Raw genomic sequence first — 16,461 nt, 5'->3', positions numbered from 1 at the left:
TCCACGAGCACGTAGAGTGCTGTCAGGAGGGTGTCTAGTTCTTTGCTCACACATTGATCTTGGACACCCTCCTCTCACGTCCTGAACCGGGTCAGCTCACATGATCTTCACGGAATCAATCATCTAGAGCTTCGCCGGCTCCGCGCGCTCGAGCACCTTCACCTCGGTGCCTTCGGGCGCGAGGTTGCCGAACAGGCCGTAGTGCATGCCCGGGTTGGCGAGCACGGCTTCGTGGATCGGCACGGCGATCCGCGGCGCCACCGCGCGCAGGTAGTCGACCGCTTCGCCGGCCTTGAGCCACGGTGCACCGGTCGGCAGGCCGAGGACGTCGATGTGCTGCTCCGGCACGAAGAACGAGTCGCCGGGGTGGAAGAACGCACCGTCGTCGAAGACGTAGCCGATGTTCGGGATCGTCGGGATGTCGCTGTGGATCACGGCGTGCTCGCCGCCGACGGCCTTGATCGACGTGTCCCCGATCGCGAACGCGTCCCCGACGTTGGCGATGTCGAACGGAACACCCAGCTTCCCGACGGCCTCGGCCGAGCCGGGGTCGACGATCAGCTTCGCGTCCGGGTTGGCTTCGAGCACCTTCGGCAGCCGCTCGACGTCGAGGTGGTCGAAGTGCTGGTGCGTGATCAGCACGGCGGCCAGCTCACGCTCGCGCTCGAAGTCCGTGGAGAACGTGCCGGGGTCGATCAGGATCCGCTCCGAGCCGGTCTCCAGCAGCACACAGGCATGTCCGAAATGGACGATACGCATCGATGATTCTCCTTCACGGGTCGTGATTCCACCCTAGTCAGAGTTTGCCGGTCAGCAACGCGTCGCCGAGGCCGGTGCGGCGGTACAGCACCCGGTGCCCGCTGCGGTCCGACGTCAGCAGCCCGGCCGCGCGCAACGCCGTCAGGTGCGCCGACACCGTCGCCGGGGCGAGGTCGAAGCGGCGCGCCAGGTCGGCCGTCGCGGCCGGGGCGTCCAGGCCGGCCAGCAGCAGGGCCCGGGTCCGGCCGAGCACCTCGGCCAGCGGTTCCGGCGGCGCCGTCGCCGACGTCCACAGCGACGCGACGCCGCGGGCGGGGTAGAGCAGTGACGTCTGCCACGGCGGCACCGTCACCACCCCGACGTTCGGCCACGCGAACACCGCCGGGATGAACAGCAGGCCGCGGGAGTCGATCTCGAGCCGTTCGCGGGAGCGGACGTCGACCAGCACCGACGTCCCGGTCAGCCGGACCTGCGGGTGGAGTTCGGCCAGCATCGCGGTGATGCCCCCGGAGCCGAGCAGCCGCGTCCGGTACGCGATGTCGGCGGCCAGCAGCTCGCGCAGGCGCGGCCACCGCGGAGCGAGCAGTGCGTTCCACACCGTCTCGAGCTGGCCGGCCAGCAGGTCCCGCGCGGCCGCCGGGTCGGCCGGGAGCAGCGAAAGGTCGGCGTCGACCATCGCCAGCTCCAGCGCGACCTGATGCGGCGGCGTCTCGCGGACCACCCGCAGCTGGGCCTCGGCGGTGGTTTCCGGCCCGTCGGGCGGCGGGCTGAGGAACTCGGTGATGTAGTGCCGCGCGCTCAGGACCGCCGTCAGCTCGGGGACGTCGAGTGCGGGGGCCGCGGACACCCACGGCAGGTGTGCCGGGTGCCCGCGGCGGCCGAGCAGCGTCTGGACGGCGCCGAGCACCTCTTCCAGTGGCGAGATCGCGAAGCGGACGCGCTGGCTGCCGGCCGCGGTCAGGACCAGCTCGATCATGGCGACCCCGGATTCGCTCGTGCCCGAATCAGTATGGCGCAAACCGCCGCCGTAAGAGCGTGCTCCCATGTCGTTGTTCACCCATCGCGCCTACTGGCGCTGGTCGGCGGGCGTCCAGTTCGCCCGGCTCCCGGCGACCATGGCGCCGCTCGCGTTCACCCTGCTGACCACGGCCACCACCGGCTCGTACCGGCTCGGCGGGGTGCTGATGTCGGTCTACGTCGTCGCCGAGATGGCCGGCGCCGTGCCGGTCGGGCGGCTGCTGGACCGCGTCGGCGTGACGCGCGGCCTGCCCGCGCTGCTGCTCCTGACCGCCGCCGGCTTCGCCGTGCTCGCCTTCGCGGCGTCGGCGGCCGCGCCGACCGCCGTGCTGCTCGCGCTGGTCCTGCTGCCCGGCGCCACCGCGGGCGCATTGTCCGGCGGGTTCCGGACGCTGCTCGCGGACACCGTCGACGACGCGCTGCTGCCGCGGGCCATCTCCGTCGACGCGATGCTGCTCGAGGGGGTGCTCATCGGTGGTCCGGCGCTGGTCGCGCTGCTCGACCTGGCCGGTCCGTTCGTGCCGCTCGCCGCGATGGCCGCCGCCTGCGTGGGCGCCGCCGTGCTCGTCCCGCGCCGCGCGGCCGAGCGCGAACGGGAAGAAACCGGGCCGGACGTGCCGCCCGCCGGCGTCGGCACCTACCTGCCGTGGCTGTGCTGCGCGTTCACCGTCGGGCTGCTGCTGTCGACGATCGAGGTCGCGCCGCTGCCGCTCGTCCAGCGGCTCGGCGCGCCCGACACGGCCGCGCCGGTGGTGATCGCGGTGCTGAGCGGCGCGAGCATCGTGGGCAGCGCGCTCTACGCGTGGCGCGGCAAGACCGGCGACCCGCGGCTGTTCCTCGGCGGGTTCATCGTCGGCGGACTCGCCCTCGCGGGCGACTTCGGCTGGCCGGGCCTGATCGTTTCGGTGGCCGTGATCGGCGGGTGCACCGGGCCGCTGGTGGCCGCGACCTCGGTCAACCTGCAGCGACTGCTGCCGAAGAACCGCAGGTCAGCGGGTTTCTCGCTGTCGTTCACGGTCCAGGCGTGCGGCTTCGGGCTCGGCTCGCTGGCGGTCGGCGTGCTGCCGCTGTGGCTCGCTCCGGTGTTCGGTGTCTTTGCTGCGGCGATCGCCGGTGCAATGCTGGTGGCGAAGCCCGCGGGCGCTATTGGCACCACGTCAGTAACGTCGTAACCTGGGCTGAACCTCGACCTTGCGGGAGACGCCGATGACTGCCGTCCAGCCTAAGCCGACGTCCCTCGGCGAGACCTTCGACTCGCTGAGCCCGGCGACCGACGAGGTCGTCGGAACCTACCCGGTGCACAGCGCCGAGGACGTGCAGGCCGCCGTCGTGCGGGCGCGCGTCGCGGCGAAGTGGTGGGCTGACCTCGGCTTCGCCGGCCGCGCGGAGCGGCTTCGCGGCTGGAAGGGCGTGCTGACGCGGCGGCTGCCGCAGCTGTGCCAGGTGGTGCGCGACGAGACCGGCAAGCCGATCGCCGACGCGCAGCTCGAGAGCGTCCTGGCCATCGAGCACATCGCGTGGGCCGGCAAGCACGCGAAGAAGATCCTCGGCAAGCAGAAGCGCTCGGCCGGGCTGCTGATGTCGAACCAGGCGGCCACCGTCGAGTACCAGCCGCTCGGCGTCGTCGGCGTGATCGGCCCGTGGAACTACCCGGTGTTCACGCCGCTCGGCTCGATCGCCTACGCGCTCGCGGCGGGCAACGCCGTCGTCTTCAAGCCCAGCGAGTACACGCCGGGCGTCGGCAAGTGGCTGGTCGACGCGTTCGCCGAGATCGTCCCGGAGCAGCCGGTGCTGCAGCTGATCACCGGCTTCGGCGAGACGGGCGCGGCGCTGGTCGGCGCGGGCGTCGACAAGATCGCGTTCACCGGCTCGACCGCCACCGGCAAGCGGATCATGGCCGCGGCCGCCGAGACGCTCACCCCGGTCGTCATCGAGGCGGGCGGCAAGGACCCGGTGCTGGTCGACGCGGACGCCGACCTCGACGCCGCGGCCGACGCGACGGTCTGGGGCGCGTTCTCCAACTCCGGCCAGACCTGCATCGGCGTCGAGCGGGTGTACGTCCACGAGAAGGTGCACGACGAGTTCGTCGCGAAGGTCGTCGAGAAGTCGAAGGACGTCCGCGCGGGCTCGGACGAGGCCGCCCAGTACGGCCCGGTGACGATGCCGTCGCAGCTCGGCGTGATCAAGCGCCACATCCAGGACGCCGTGGCCCGCGGCGGCAAGGCGGTGCTGGGTGGTGAGGACTCGGTCGGCGACCGGTACGCGCAGCCGACGGTCCTGATCGACGTCCCCGAGGACTCCGAAGCCGTCACGGAGGAGACGTTCGGCCCGACGGTGACCATCGCGAAGGTCCGCACCATGGACGAAGCGATCGAGAAGGCGAACAACACGAAGTACGGCCTGGGTTCGACGGTGTTTTCGAAGTCCCGCGGCGTCGAGCTGGCGGAAAAGCTGCGCACGGGCATGACGTCGATCAACGCTCCGCTCTCGTTCGCGGGCATCGCATCCCTGCCGTTCGGCGGCGTGGGCGACTCGGGCTTCGGCCGCATCCACGGCCCGGAAGGCCTGCGCGAGTTCGCCCGCACCAAGGCCATCGCCCGCCAGCGCTTCACGGCGCCGCTCACGCTGACGTCGTTCACCCGCAAGCCTTCGACGGACGCCATGGTCGCCAAGCTGGTGACCATCCTCCACGGCAAGCGCTGACTCGCTCCGGGGTTGTGGACAACTCACGTCCGCAGCCCCGGAACTGTCGGTAGCCCCCGGTAAACTGGATACCGGGGGCCGCGGCCCGCCCCTCAGCGCCCCCGGATCAGGTCCGCCGCCTTCTCCGCCACCATGATCGTCGGCGCGTTCGTGTTCCCGCGCGGCACCACCGGCATCACCGACGCGTCCACCACCCGCAGCCCCTCGACCCCGCGCACCCGCAGCTGCGGGTCGACCACCGCCTGCTCGCCCGTGCCCATCGCGCACGTCCCGACCGGGTGGTACAGCGTCTGCGTGTTCTCGCGGATGTGCTCGACGAACTCGGCGTCGGTCAGGTCGTGCCGCGCGGGCAGGAACGGTTTGTCGAGGAATCGCTTGAGCGGCCCCGACTTCCCGATCTCGACGAGCGCCTTCAGTCCGGCGATCATCGCGTCCATGTCCTTTGGCTCCGCGTAGTAGGCCGGGTCGATTTCCGGCTTCCACAACGGATTCGCCGACTTCAGCCGCAGCCGGCCGCGGCTGGCGACGTCCACCAGTGTCGCCGCCGACGTGAACCCGGGCACGGTCGGTTCGCGCATCCCGTTGTCGTAGAACAACGTCGGTGCCACGTGGATCTGCATGTCCGGCGCGGGCAGGCCGTCGCCGGTCGGGAAGAACGCGCCCGCCTCGCCGATGTTCGACGTCAGCGGCCCGCGCTTGGTCAGCTGGTAGCGCACGAGTCCGGCCGGCGTGGCGGCGCCGACCAGGTCGGTGGTGCCGCGGGTGGACCAGATGATCCCGCACGCCGGGTGGTCGTGCAGGTTCTCGCCGACGCCGGGCAGCGCGGTGACGACGTCGATGCCGTGCTCGCGCAGGTGCTCGGCCGGGCCGACACCGGAGACCATCAGCAGTTGCGGCGAGTTGACCGCGCCGCCGCTGAGCAGCACTTCGGCCGACGCGCGCGCGGTCCGCTCGACGCCGCTGTCCACATAGGACACGCCGATCGCGCGGGTGCCCTCGAACACGATCCGGGTGGCCTGCGCGCCGGTCTTCACGGTGAGGTTCGGCCGGTCGAGCGCCGGGCGCAGGTAGGCGTCCGCGGTGGACCAGCGACGGCCCTTCTTGCAGGTCACCTGGTAGTTGCCGGCGCCTTCCTGGCTCTCGCCGTTGAAGTCGTCGGTGCGCTTGAGGCCCCAAGCGACGGCGGAGTCGACCCACGCGGTCGACAGCTCGTGGGTGAACCGGCGGTCCTCGACGTTCAGCGGGCCGTCGGTGCCGTGCAGCGGCCCGCCGAGGCGCTGGTTGCCCTCGGCGCGCTTGAAGTAGGGGAGGACGTCGTCCCAGCCCCAGCCTTCGGCACCGTGGGAATCGCGCCAGCCGTCGTAGTCGGCGCGGTTGCCGCGGATGTAGATCATGGCGTTGATCGACGAGCAGCCGCCGAGCATCTTCCCGCGCGGCCAGTACGCGGACTTGCCGGTGTGCTTCTGCTCGACGGTCTCGTAGTTCCAGTCCCACCGGGTCTTGAACAGCGACGCGAACGCGGCCGGAATGCGGACCTCGTCGGCGGTGTCCTCGCCGCCCGCCTCCAGCAGCAGGACCTGCGCCGACGGATCCTCGGTGAGGCGGTTCGCCAGCACGCACCCGGCGCTGCCCGCACCGACGATCACGTAGTCAAAGGAGTCCTGGACGGCCACGGTGCCTCCACTCGCTGTTGGCGCGATGTCAACGACTCATCATGGCGCAGCGTCGCGCCGTGGGCCAGTCTAGGTTTTCCGGTGGCCCTCGCCACCTGGGCGCGGGTCCGGGGAACCGGGTGAACTATGCTCGCCGGGTACCCACGACCTGCGTGAATAAGGAGCAGCCTGCCGTGGCCCGAGTCGTCGTCGACGTCATGCCCAAGCCCGAAATCCTCGACCCGCAGGGACAGGCCGCGCTCGGCGCCGCCGGCCGTCTCGGCTTCACCGGGATCAAGGAGATCCGCCAGGGCAAGCACTTCGAGATCGAGGTCGACGACTCCGTCGACGACGCGACGCTCGAGAAGATCGCCGAAGGTTTCCTCGCGAACCCGGTGATCGAGCAGTGGACCATCACGCGGGTCGGCGCGTGAGCGCCCGCATCGGCGTCATCACCTTCCCGGGCACCCTCGACGACGGCGACGCGGCCCGCGCGGTCCGCTACGCCGACGCGGAGGCCGTGCCCCTGTGGCACGCCGACGAGGATCTGCGCGGCGTCGACGCCGTGGTCGTCCCGGGTGGCTTCTCGTACGGCGACTACCTGCGCGCGGGCGTCATCGCCCGGTTCGCGCCGGTGATGACGTCGGTGATCGAGGCCGCGCGGGCCGGGATGCCGGTGCTCGGCATCTGCAACGGGTTCCAGATCCTCTGCGAGGCCGGCCTGCTGCCGGGCGCGATGATCCGCAATCAGGGCCTGCACTTCATCTGCCGCGACCAGTGGCTGCGTGTCGAGAACACCTCGACGGCGTGGACCTCGCGGTACGAGCAGGGCGCCGAGATCCTCATCCCGATGAAGAACATCGACGGCTGCTACGTGGCCGAGCAGTCCACTTTGGACGCGCTGGAGGCCGAGGACCGGGTCGTGTTCCGCTACGTCGGCGGCAACCCGAACGGCTCCCGCAACGACATCGCGGGCATCCGCAGCGAGAACGGCCGGGTGGTCGGGCTCATGCCGCACCCGGAGCACGCGATCGACGCGCTCACCGGCCCGTCCGACGACGGTCTCGGCATGTTCTACAGCGCGGTGGATGCGCTGATCAAGGCTTGACGCACCGGCCGGGGAGGGTTTCGCCTCCCCGGCCACCGCGCCGACCCTCCCGGCACGCGACCCGACTCCCCAGGCACGCGACCCGACCCTCTGGGTACGCGAGTCGACTATCCAGGTACACGAGTCGACCACTCGAGTACGCGTGTCGTCCCGCTGATCACGCGTGTCGGCTGCTCAATCACAAGAGTCGACCCTTCGGTCACGGCCAAGTCTTGCTCTGGTCGTTCGACAGCTACTTCTCCGGCCGTACCCGCACGAGCACCGACTGCGGCCTCGGCGGCTGAGTCCGGACATTCCGGACTCAGCTCGCCGCCGCCACCAGGCGGGCGTACGAACCGCCCGCCGCCAGCAACGACGCGTGCGGGCCCAGCTCCGTGATGCGGCCGCCCTCGACCACCGCGACGCGGTCGGCCGCCGCCGCCGTGTGCAGGCGGTGGGCGATCGCGATCACCGTGCGGCCGGCCAGCACGCTGTTCAGCGAACGCTCCAGGTCGCGCGCCGAGCCCGTGTCCAGCAGGGACGTCGCTTCGTCGAGCACCAGCGTGTGCGGGTCCGCGAGCACGACCCGGGCCAGCGCCAGCTGCTGCGCGACCGCCGCCGGCACCGGGTACGCGCCCGAGCCGATCTTCGTGTCGAGGCCGTCCGGCAGGCCCGCGACCCAGCCGGACGCGCCCGCCGACTCCAGGGCCGCCGTCAGCTCGGCGTCCGGCCAGTCGCCGCCGGCGCGGCGGGCCGGCAGGGCCAGGTTCTGCCGGAGCGTCCCCGAGAAGACGTGGTGCTCCTGGGTCAGCAGCAGGACCTCGCCGCGCAGCACGTCGTCGGCCAGCGCCGAGACGTCCTGGCCGCCGATGCGCACCGAGCCCGCGGACGGCACCGCGATGCCGGCCAGCAGCCGCCCGAGCGTCGACTTGCCCGCGCCCGACGGCCCGACGATCGCCAGCCGCTCGCCGCGCGGGACGCGCAGGTCGATGCCGTGCAGCACTTCGCGGTCGGCGGTGTAGGCGAACCGGACGTCGTGCACGTCGATGTCGCGCCCGCGCGGCACCTGCGTCACCTTCGGCGTCTCCTCGACCGCGACCTCCCGGATGCCGAGGATCCGGCGGGCCGCGGCCGCCGCGACCTGCAGGTCCTCCAGCCAGAACAGTGCGGAGTTGAGCGGGTTCGCCATCGCCTGCATGTAGAGCAGCATCGTGGTGATCTCGCCGAGCCCGGCCCAGCCGCGCGTGTACGCGAGCAGCCCGAGCAGCAGCATGACGGCCAGCGGCAGCACGTAGCTGATCTCCAGCGACGGCAGCCAGCGCAGCTGCAGCGCCCGCATCCGGCGTTCGCCGAGGATGCTCCGGTCCAGGTCGTCGTGGGCGCCGGTGACCCGGCGTTCGGTCAGCCCGAGCGCCTCGACCGTCCGCGCGCCCTCGGCCGTCTCGTGGACGCTGGTCGTCAGGTCCGCCCAGCGGTCCAGCATCGCCTGCATCAGCGCCGGGATCCGCCGTTGGTACCAGACGTTGACGCTGATCAGCAGCGGTGCCGCGACCAGCAGGCCCAGGGCCAGCAGCGGTGACGTCAGCACCATCGCCGCCACCGTGAACACCACGGTCACCGCCGCGACCAGGATCTCCGGCGCCGCGAACCGCGCCGCGTGGTCGATCCGGCCGAGGTCGGTGGTGGCCCGGCTGAGCAGGTCGCCGGTGCCGGCCGCCTCGACGGTGCCGAGCGGCAGCTGCAGCGCCGTGCCGACGAACTCCTCGCGGGTCTCGGCCAGCACCAGCTCGGCGAACACCGCGCCGCGCATCCGCGCGACCTTCCGCGACAGCGCCTGCAGCAGCAGGATCACGACGAACACGCCCGCCAGCACGTCGACGTGCGTGGTCGTGGTCCCGGCCGCGACGGCGTCGACCAGCGAACCGAGCAGCTGCGGGCCGGCCAGCCCGATCAGCGTGGACACGGCGAGCGCGCCGAGCAGCAGCGCGACCTCGCGCTTGTGGGCCGCCGCCGTCCGCAACGCCCAGCGGCGGACGTCCCGCCGGGACGCCGTGGGGAGCCGCTTCACACCGTCACCACCTTCGTCGTGAATACCTCGTCGGCCACATGTGTCCACAATGGACTCTGGCTGAACACCACCGTCGTCTTGCCGCGGCGCAGGGCCGCGACGCGCTCGGTGATGCGTGCCTCCGTGTGCGCGTCGACCGCCGACGTCGGCTCGTCCAGCACCAGGACGTCCGCGTCCACCGCCAGCGCGCGGGCCAGGTTCAGCCGTTGCCGCTGGCCGCCGGACACCTCGCGGCCGCGCTCGCCGATCACCTCGTCGACGCCGTCGGGCAGCGCCTCGACGATGTCGTCGGCGTCGGCCGCGTACAGCGCTTCGGTGATGTCCACGCCGCTCGGCCGCGCCGGCGTCAGCTGCTCGCGCAGCACGCCGGAGAACCAGATGTCCTGGTTGTGCGCGTACACCACCCGCCGCCGCAGCTCCACGAGCGCGATCTGGTCCGCCCGGACCCCGCCGACCAGCACTTCCTCACCCTCGGCCGGGTCGGCGAACCGGGCCAGCCGGTCGGCCACCGCCTCGCCGCCGGCGCCGAAGGCGACGACCGTCAGCTGCCCGGCCACGACCCGCACCCCGGACTCCGTGTCCGCCAGGTCCAGCGGCCCGTCGGGCAGCCGCACCGGTGTTTCGGGGTCCGCCAGTGCCGGGTGCAGCGCCAGCAGCGCCACCACCTTCCGCGACGCCACCAGGCCGGACGTCAACGACCCGACGGCTTCCGTGGCGGCGGAGACCGGCCAGATGAGGAACATCGAAACGCCGTAGAACGCCACCAGCTGCCCGAGGTCGATGGTGCCGCCCACGGCCAGCCGCGCGCCCAGCCACGTGATCACCACGGTGACCAGGCCGGGCATCGCGACTTCGGCCGCGGCCAGCCACGACTCGGCCTTGCCGACCTCGACGCCGGCCCGGCGCACGCGCTGGCTGGTCTCGCGGAAGCGGCCGGAGAACCGCCGCTCACCGCCGATGCCACGCAGGATCCGCAGGCCGGACACGATGTCCGCGCCGAGGGCGTTGACCTCGCCGCGCATCTCGCGCTGGCTCGCCTTGCGCTTCTGCAGCGGGGCCAGCAGCGGCCCGATGCCCAGCACCGCGAGCGGCACGCCGACCAGCGCGACCACGCCGAGCAGCGGCGACGTCGAGACCAGCCAGATCGCGACCACGACGAACGCCAGCAGCGAGCCGAACGCCCGGCCGGCCATCTCGACGGTGTTGCCGATGTGGTTGATGTCGGTGGTGGCGATCGCGACCAGGTTGCCGGTGGTCGTCTGCTCGCGCAGGCCGGCGCCGACGCGCGTGGTGTGCGCCGACACGAGCCGCTGGGTGGAGCCCGCGCCGTGCAGCCACAGGCCGTAGTTGATGAAGTGCATCCAGGTCCCGGACACGGTCTGCACGACGCCGAGCACGGCCGCGGCCAGTGCCCAGCGCCCCACGCCCGCGCCGTCGTGCGCGGTGATGGCGCCGATGCCCTGGCCGATCACCAGCGGCAGCAGGGCGCCCGGCAGCGCCCACACGACGCCGATCGTGGCCGAGCCCAGCACCGTGCCGAGGCGAGCCCGGAACACGGCGAGCAGGAACCGGCTCGCGGTCGGCCGTGCGGGCAGCCGCAGCGGCGGAAAGGGATATGTGGCGGAAAGCACGATTCCCGACGTTAAGCCGACGACCCGGGGTTGGCGACCGATTTTCGCGCGCCCGCTCGCCGGCTCACCCCCCCAAGCGCCCCAATGTGGCGTTGGGTGCATCTGACGCACCGAACGCCACATTGGGTGCGTTGGACGCACCCAACGCCACATTGGGGCGCTCTGGCCGGTGGCGACCGGGGCCGCGGTGTCTGCTCCGTCACACCCGGAACGGTGAGATCCGGTGGGGCGGCCCAGTGTCCGGGGCACCCGGGCCCGGCACGTATCCTGGCGGCCGTGGCGAACCCTGACACGGACACCGTGACCAGCACCGTTGACACCACCGAGCGGGCCGGGGCGACCCCGGACCACACCCAGCCCTATCGCGAGCTCGGGCTCGCTGACGACGAGTACGCCCGCATCCGGGAAATCCTCGGCCGCCGGCCCACCGACGCCGAGCTGGCCATGTACTCGGTGATGTGGAGCGAGCACTGCTCCTACAAGTCCTCCAAGAAGCACCTTCGCTACTTCGGCGAGACCGCGACCGACGAGATGAAGGCCAAGATGCTGGCCGGCATCGGCGAGAACGCCGGCGTCGTCGACATCGGCGAGGGCTGGGCGGTCACCTTCAAGGTGGAGAGCCACAACCACCCGTCCTATGTGGAGCCCTACCAGGGCGCCGCGACCGGCGTCGGCGGCATCGTGCGCGACATCATGGCGATGGGCGCGCGGCCGCTCGCGGTGGCGGACGCGCTGCGCTTCGGCCCGGCCGACGCCCCCGACACCAAGCGCGTGCTGCCCGGTGTGGTCGCCGGCGTCGGCGGTTACGGCAACTGCCTCGGCCTGCCGAACATCGGCGGCGAGCTGGTCTTCGACCCGTCCTACAGCGGCAACCCGCTGGTCAACGCGCTGTGCGTCGGCGCGATGCGCGTCGAGGACCTGCACCTGGCCTTCGCGTCCGGCACCGGCAACAAGATCATCCTGTTCGGCGCCCGCACCGGCCTCGACGGCATCGGCGGCGTGTCCGTCCTGGCGAGTGACACCTTTTCGGGTGACGAGTCGTCGGGGGGTCGCAAGAAGCTGCCGAGCGTCCAGGTCGGCGACCCGTTCACCGAGAAGGTGCTCATCGAGTGCTGCCTGGAGCTGTTCGCGGCCGACCTCGTGGTCGGCATCCAGGACCTCGGCGGCGCAGGGCTGTCCTGCGCGACGTCGGAGCTGGCCGCGGCCGGTGACGGCGGCATGCACGTCTACCTCGACCGGGTTCCGTTGCGCGCCACCGGGATGACGCCGGCGGAGGTGCTTTCCAGCGAGTCGCAGGAGCGCATGTGCGCGGTCGTCTCGCCGGAGAACGTCGAGGCGTTCATGGCGGTCTGCCGCAAGTGGGACGTCATCGCCACCGACATCGGCGAGGTCACCGACGGCGAGCACCTGGTGATCACCTGGCACGACGAGGTCGTCGTCGACGTCCCGGCGCACACCGTGGCGCACCAGGGCCCGGTGTACGACCGGCCGATCGAGCGACCGTCCTTTCAGGACGCTTTGATCGCCGACACCTCGGCGAACCTGCCGCGTCCGGCCACTCCGGACGCACTGCGCGCGGACGTGCTCAAGCTGATCTCGTCGCCGAACCAGGCGTCGAAGGAATGGGTGACGTCGCAGTACGACCGGTACGTGCGCGGCAACTCCGTGCTCTCGCAGCCGTCGGACTCGGGCATGATCCGGATCGACGAGTCGAGCGGCCGCGGTGTCTCGGTGGCGACCGACTGCAACAGCAAGTTCGTCTACCTCGACCCGTACCGCGGCGCGCAGCTGGCGCTGGCGGAGGCCTACCGCAACGTGGCGACGGGCGGCGCGACCCCGGTCGCGGTGTCGGACTGCCTGAACTTCGGCGCGCCGACCGACCCGGGCGTGATGTGGCAGTTCGAGCAGGCCGTGCACGGCATCGCGGACGGCTGCGTCGAGCTCGGCATCCCGGTCACCGGCGGCAACGTGAGCTTCTTCAACCAGACCGGGTCGACGGCGATCCTGCCGACGCCGGTGATCGGCGTGCTCGGCGTGATCGACGACGTCACCCGCCGCATCCCGACCGGCATCGGCGCCGAAGCCGGCGAAACCCTGCTGCTGCTGGGCGAAACGCACGACGAGCTGGACGGCTCGGCGTGGGCCCGCGAGCTGCACGGCCACCTCGGCGGCGTGCCCCCTCGCGTGGACCTCGCCCGCGAGAAGCTCCTGGCGGACGTGCTGGTGGCGGGCTCCCGCGACGGCATGATCTCGGCCGCGCACGACCTTTCGGACGGCGGCCTGATCCAGGCGTTCGTCGAGACCGTCCTCATCGGACAGTGCGGCGCCCGGTTCTTCCTCGACGCCGATCAGGACCCGTTCGTCCAGCTGTTCTCCGAGTCGTCGGGCCGCGTGCTGGTGGCGGTCCCGCGCACGGAGGAGCTGCGCTTCACGGAGATGTGCACCGCGCGCGGCCTCCCGTGGCGCAAGACCGGCGTGGTCGACCCGGAGTCGGGCAAGCTGGAGCTGCAGGACATCACGGAGTTCACGCTCGACGAGCTGCGCGAGGCGTGGGAGAAGACCCTCCCGGCCCTGTTCGACTGACCTTGTAGACCTGGGGACAGCTGACCGGAGGGCACCGATTCTTGTCGGTGCCCTCCGCTAGCGTGGAAAACGGGGGCTGCTCAGGGCAGTTTCGTCCCGTCCGGAAAGGTCGCTTCGGCGAAATCGGGCGGCAGCGCGAACTCGACGCCGTCGAACGTCACTTCGTCGTGCACGGTGAAACCGCGGAAGCCCGTGCCCGAACCGAACTTCGTCCGCACGAACTCGACGGGCCCGTGGAGCCGTGCGCCGGTGAAGAACGCCGAACTCTCGAACGACGTGTCCACGAACCGGGCGCCGGTGAAGATCTCCATCTGCTGCCCGCCGAGCCAGGCGATCCGCTTGTGCGCGAGGGTGAACCGTTCGAGCCGGACACCGGAGAGGTCGAGTGCGTACGCCGGCCCGCCCGGCTCGTCGACGTCCGCCAGCAGGGTCTGGACCAGCTGCTGAGCCGTCCGCCGCACCTGCCGCTCCCGCCCGGCCGCGGCGGAATCCTCGACGTCGTCACCGAAGTCCTCGTGGGCGAACGGCAGCCGTAGGTACGCGCACAGCACGTCGAGCACGGTCTGCCCGTAGACGTCGGGCCGGGTCCGCGCGAGCCCGGCCAGCGCGTGCATCGCGCCGACCCGGACCTGGTCGGCCTGGTGCCCGAGCAGTTCGACGGCCTTCGCGAAGCGCTCGTCGGAGATCCGGCCGCGTTCCAGCTCGTGCCGGTCCTCTTCGGTGCGCCGGCGGCGGTCGTTCAGCCACAGCCCGTACAGCGCCGCGACCGCGCCGCCCGCCAGCCCGGCCGTCTTGAGCGCGTCACCCCGGCTGGTCCCGCGGTCGGCGAGCAGCCACACCAGGACGCCGGCGAAGATGACGGCGCTGAACAGAAAAGCGGCCACCAAGGGCGAAAAGCGCTTCACTCGGCCACGATCCGCACTTCGCCGTCACGCAGTTCTTCGAGCTTCCAACCGGCCGGCAGCTGAACGTCCTTTTCGGACTGGACGCGCGTGTTGTACAGCGAGACGGACTCGGGCAGCGCGGAGAACCGCAGGTCGGTCTGACCCTCGAAACGGGTTCGGTACAGATCCAGCGAGTGGGTGGCGGAGACGCCGGCGAGCACCACGTCCTTCAGGAACTTAGCGTCCTTGAACGTCGTCGGCCCGGCGAACGTCGTGTTCGTGAAGTCGGCCAGCTCGCCGAAGGTCGTGCCGCTGAACCAGGCGTTGCCTTCGAACCGCGCGCCCTTGCAACGGAACACCCCGGTCAGGCGGCCGGAGCCGGTGCTCGCGCCGGTGAAGTACGCCTTGCCGGTGAACACGGTGCCGCTGAGGCTCGTGCTGCTGTAGAGGGTCGCGTAGCGGAGCCAGAGATCGCCGAGCCGGCGCTTCGAGAGGTCGAAGTACTCGAGCGTGGCGCCGGTCAGGTCGAGGTCGTACGACGGTGACCCGTCCTCGGCGGCGGGCGGCAGCAGCCCGACGACCAGCCGTTGCGCGGTCAGCCGGACCTGCAGCTCGCGTTCGTCGTCGGGCTGGCCGGCGAGGGTTTCCCGGGTCTTGCGGGGAAGATCCGACTCGTACCGCGGGTGCTGGAACGGCCGCCGCAGGTACGAGCACAGCACGTCCAGCACCGTCTGCGTGTACGCCGGGCGGCTCCGCGCCAGGCCCGCCAGTGCGTGCAGCGCCCCCACCCGCACCTGGTCGGCCGCGTGGCCGAGCAGCTCGACCGCCTTCGCGAACCGCTCGTCCGCCACCCGCTCGCGGTCCTGCTCCGCGCGTTGCGACTCCAGCTCGTGCCGCTGCCGTTCGATGTCCTGGCGGCGTTCCTCGACGCGGCGGCGCCGGTCGTTCAGCCAGAGCGCGTACAGCGCCACGATCGCGCCGCCGGCCAGGCCGCCGGTCTTGAGCGCGTCACTGCGGCTGGTGGCGGGGTCGGTCAGCAACCAGCCGCCGACCCCGAGCAGCAGCACCAGCGACGCGGCGAACGTCCACGCCAGCGGTGATCGCCACAGCTTCACCCGCTCAGGACACCAGCATGGTGCTGACGCAGAAGCCCTTGTCGTCGAAGTTCGTCGCGCTCAGCGTGCCCTTGACCGACTTGCCCGCGGACGTCCCGGTGACCTGGCCCTCGACGAGGTACTCGTCGTCCGGCACGTCGCCGAGCTCCAGCTGCAGCGGCGACTTGAGGAACGTCTTGAGCCACGAGTCGAGCAGGTCCTTCGAGTCCGAGCAGCCCATCGCGATCGCGGCGTTGTTGTCGCCGGCGTTCAGCTTGTCGATGAAGCCCTGCAGCACGACCTTGCCCTGGCCCGAGCCCGAGCCGCCGCCCGGCGTCGAGGCCTTGGTGCTCGGCGTCGTCGACTTCTTCGGAGTGCTCTTCGGCGTCGACGGCTTGGCCGAGGTGCTCGTGCCCGGGGACGCCACGGTGTTGTCGTCCTTCGACAGGAAGAACCCGGGCGCCACGAACCCGGTGATGCCCAGGCCCGCCAGCACCAGCACCACGACGGCGCCGACGGCGATCCACATCCCGGTCTTGCTCTGCTTCGGCGGCGCCGGCGGCCCGCCGAAGCCCTGCCCGTAACCGCCCTGCTGGTCCCAGCCCGACATCTGGCCGCCGGCGTTCGGGTCCCACGCCTGCTGGCCGTACTGCTGGGCGTTCGGGTCCGCCCACGCCTGCTGCTGCTGGGCGTTCGGGTCGGCCCAGCCCTGCTGGGCGTTCGGGTCGCCCCAGCCCTGCTGCGGGTAACCGGCGGTGCCCGGCTGCTGGTAGCCCTGCTGGTTCGGGTCCCAGCCCTGCGGGTACTGCTGCGTCGGGTACGGCTGTTGCTGCTGGTTGGGGTCCCACCCGCCCTGCTGGGGATACGGCTGCTGCGGGAAGCCGCCGGACTGCGGCTGCTGGCCGTACGGGTCGGGCTGGCCGGGCTGGCCCGGCTGAGGCGGGTAGGTCATCGGTCATGCCTTCCGGGCGCGGGGTGTTCGT

General features: G+C 71.5%; 13 protein-coding genes. 5 read left to right on the top strand and 8 right to left on the bottom strand.

Features of this window, described 5'->3' with window-relative positions; genetic code table 11:
* Positions 1 to 123 precede the first annotated feature (123 nt).
* On the bottom strand, positions 124 to 759 hold the full coding sequence (locus tag ACLJQZ_RS44280; RefSeq protein ID WP_326956633.1) for an MBL fold metallo-hydrolase: 636 nt from the start codon (positions 757 to 759) through the stop codon (positions 124 to 126).
* A gap of 37 nt (positions 760 to 796) precedes the next feature.
* A complete protein-coding gene (locus tag ACLJQZ_RS44275; protein WP_410627274.1) occupies positions 797 to 1,735 on the bottom strand; it encodes a DUF5937 family protein in 939 nt (312 codons plus the stop codon).
* Positions 1,736 to 1,802: 67 nt separating this feature from the next.
* Between ACLJQZ_RS44275 and ACLJQZ_RS44270 the strand changes: the two genes are divergently transcribed.
* Together ACLJQZ_RS44270 and ACLJQZ_RS44265 are read left to right on the top strand one after the other, a co-directional pair.
* On the top strand, positions 1,803 to 2,948 hold the full coding sequence (locus ACLJQZ_RS44270) for an MFS transporter (protein WP_410627272.1): 1,146 nt from the start codon (positions 1,803 to 1,805) through the stop codon (positions 2,946 to 2,948).
* 34 nt (positions 2,949 to 2,982) lie between these two features.
* Positions 2,983 to 4,479, top strand: coding sequence for an aldehyde dehydrogenase family protein (locus ACLJQZ_RS44265; protein WP_410627270.1), 1,497 nt, complete (start codon positions 2,983 to 2,985; stop codon positions 4,477 to 4,479).
* 92 nt (positions 4,480 to 4,571) lie between these two features.
* Here the strand turns inward: ACLJQZ_RS44265 and ACLJQZ_RS44260 are convergent, their stop codons facing one another.
* Positions 4,572 to 6,152: a GMC family oxidoreductase gene (locus ACLJQZ_RS44260; RefSeq protein WP_410627269.1), complete on the bottom strand. Its 1,581-nt coding sequence runs from the start codon at positions 6,150 to 6,152 to the stop codon at positions 4,572 to 4,574.
* A gap of 173 nt (positions 6,153 to 6,325) precedes the next feature.
* Between ACLJQZ_RS44260 and purS the strand changes: the two genes are divergently transcribed.
* Positions 6,326 to 6,565, top strand: a complete 240-nt coding sequence (gene purS / locus ACLJQZ_RS44255; RefSeq protein WP_247059198.1) for a phosphoribosylformylglycinamidine synthase subunit PurS — start codon at positions 6,326 to 6,328, stop codon at positions 6,563 to 6,565.
* A complete protein-coding gene (gene purQ, locus ACLJQZ_RS44250) occupies positions 6,562 to 7,239 on the top strand; it encodes a phosphoribosylformylglycinamidine synthase subunit PurQ (protein WP_326945162.1) in 678 nt (225 codons plus the stop codon). The genes purS and purQ overlap by 4 nt, the downstream gene beginning before the upstream one ends.
* Positions 7,240 to 7,540: 301 nt before the next feature.
* On the opposite strand, the gene ACLJQZ_RS44245 is transcribed toward purQ, so the two are convergent.
* Positions 7,541 to 9,286 carry an ABC transporter ATP-binding protein gene (locus tag ACLJQZ_RS44245; RefSeq protein WP_326956638.1) on the bottom strand — a complete coding sequence of 582 codons (1,746 nt, stop codon included), beginning with the start codon at positions 9,284 to 9,286 and terminating at the stop codon, positions 7,541 to 7,543.
* On the bottom strand, positions 9,283 to 10,917 hold the full coding sequence (locus tag ACLJQZ_RS44240; protein ID WP_410627266.1) for an ABC transporter ATP-binding protein: 1,635 nt from the start codon (positions 10,915 to 10,917) through the stop codon (positions 9,283 to 9,285). Before ACLJQZ_RS44240 ends, ACLJQZ_RS44245 begins: the two co-directional genes overlap by 4 nt.
* Positions 10,918 to 11,193: 276 nt before the next feature.
* Here ACLJQZ_RS44240 and purL point away from each other — a divergent pair, with 276 nt between their 5' ends.
* Positions 11,194 to 13,500, top strand: a complete 2,307-nt coding sequence (gene purL, locus ACLJQZ_RS44235; protein ID WP_410627264.1) for a phosphoribosylformylglycinamidine synthase subunit PurL — start codon at positions 11,194 to 11,196, stop codon at positions 13,498 to 13,500.
* Positions 13,501 to 13,580: 80 nt separating this feature from the next.
* Here the strand turns inward: purL and ACLJQZ_RS44230 are convergent, their stop codons facing one another.
* From ACLJQZ_RS44230 to ACLJQZ_RS44220, 3 genes are read right to left on the bottom strand one after another with little or no spacing between them, the layout of a single operon-like run.
* The gene (locus ACLJQZ_RS44230) at positions 13,581 to 14,405 is read right to left on the bottom strand and encodes a pentapeptide repeat-containing protein (protein ID WP_410627263.1); all 825 of its coding nucleotides are present in this window, start codon (positions 14,403 to 14,405) and stop codon (positions 13,581 to 13,583) included.
* Entirely contained in the window at positions 14,402 to 15,499 is a 1,098-nt protein-coding gene (locus tag ACLJQZ_RS44225) for a pentapeptide repeat-containing protein (RefSeq protein WP_410627261.1), read from the bottom strand. Before ACLJQZ_RS44225 ends, ACLJQZ_RS44230 begins: the two co-directional genes overlap by 4 nt.
* A 4-nt stretch (positions 15,500 to 15,503) precedes the next feature.
* Positions 15,504 to 16,430, bottom strand: a complete 927-nt coding sequence (locus ACLJQZ_RS44220) for a hypothetical protein (protein ID WP_410627259.1) — start codon at positions 16,428 to 16,430, stop codon at positions 15,504 to 15,506.
* Positions 16,431 to 16,461: the final 31 nt, after the last annotated feature.

Origin of the sequence: Amycolatopsis sp. cmx-8-4 (genome assembly GCF_046548675.1) — a bacterium.
In the GTDB taxonomy this organism is placed as follows: Bacteria; Actinomycetota; Actinomycetes; order Mycobacteriales; family Pseudonocardiaceae; genus Amycolatopsis.
This window is presented reverse-complemented; position numbering and strand designations above follow the sequence as displayed.

What these genes read in the sequence shown, in the direction of transcription:
- ACLJQZ_RS44280 (WP_326956633.1), bottom strand. Translation starts at nt 759, where the DNA reads ATGCGTATCGTCCATTTCGGACATGCCTGTGTGCTGCTGGAGACCGGC.
- ACLJQZ_RS44275 (WP_410627274.1), bottom strand. Translation starts at nt 1,735, where the DNA reads ATGATCGAGCTGGTCCTGACCGCGGCCGGCAGCCAGCGCGTCCGCTTC.
- ACLJQZ_RS44270 (WP_410627272.1), top strand. Translation starts at nt 1,803, where the DNA reads ATGTCGTTGTTCACCCATCGCGCCTACTGGCGCTGGTCGGCGGGCGTC.
- ACLJQZ_RS44265 (WP_410627270.1), top strand. Translation starts at nt 2,983, where the DNA reads ATGACTGCCGTCCAGCCTAAGCCGACGTCCCTCGGCGAGACCTTCGAC.
- ACLJQZ_RS44220 (WP_410627259.1), bottom strand. Translation starts at nt 16,430, where the DNA reads ATGACCTACCCGCCTCAGCCGGGCCAGCCCGGCCAGCCCGACCCGTAC.